Genomic DNA, 377 nt, shown 5'->3' with positions numbered 1-377 from the left:
CGATGGGGCTGGACCTGGACCTGCCGGTCTGGCGCACGCTGGACCCGGCGGCGCTGGTGCTGATCCTGGCCGCGATGATCGCGGTCTTCCGCCTGCGCGCGGGGACGGTGCCGGTGCTGGCGGGCTGTGCCCTGGCCGGGCTGGCGCTGCACCTGGCGGGGATCGTCTGAGGCGCGGCAGATTTTTTCGACGCAGCCGGGAAGAGAACCGCGGCCGGTTGCGTCTATGACTGTATCATGACCCGGACACGCGACCCCATCCTGGATCTGCTGGCGCCGCTGCGGCGCTATGCCTTCGCGCTGACCCGCGACAGGGCCGAGGCCGACGACCTGGTCCAGGACGCCCTGCTGCGCGGGCACGAACAGCGCCGCCAGCTG

1 protein-coding gene is annotated in these 377 nt (G+C 71.9%); it reads left to right on the top strand.

The window, feature by feature from the left end:
• Positions 1-236 precede the first annotated feature (236 nt).
• On the top strand, positions 237-377 hold a 141-nt coding region (locus TW83_RS22270; RefSeq protein WP_045983219.1), incomplete at its 3' end, for a sigma factor.

Origin of the sequence: Paracoccus sp. S4493 (assembly GCF_000967735.1) — a bacterium.
GTDB lineage: Bacteria > Pseudomonadota > Alphaproteobacteria > Rhodobacterales > Rhodobacteraceae > Paracoccus > Paracoccus marcusii.
Note: the sequence above shows the minus strand (reverse complement) of the source record. Positions and strands in the feature narration are given on the sequence as shown.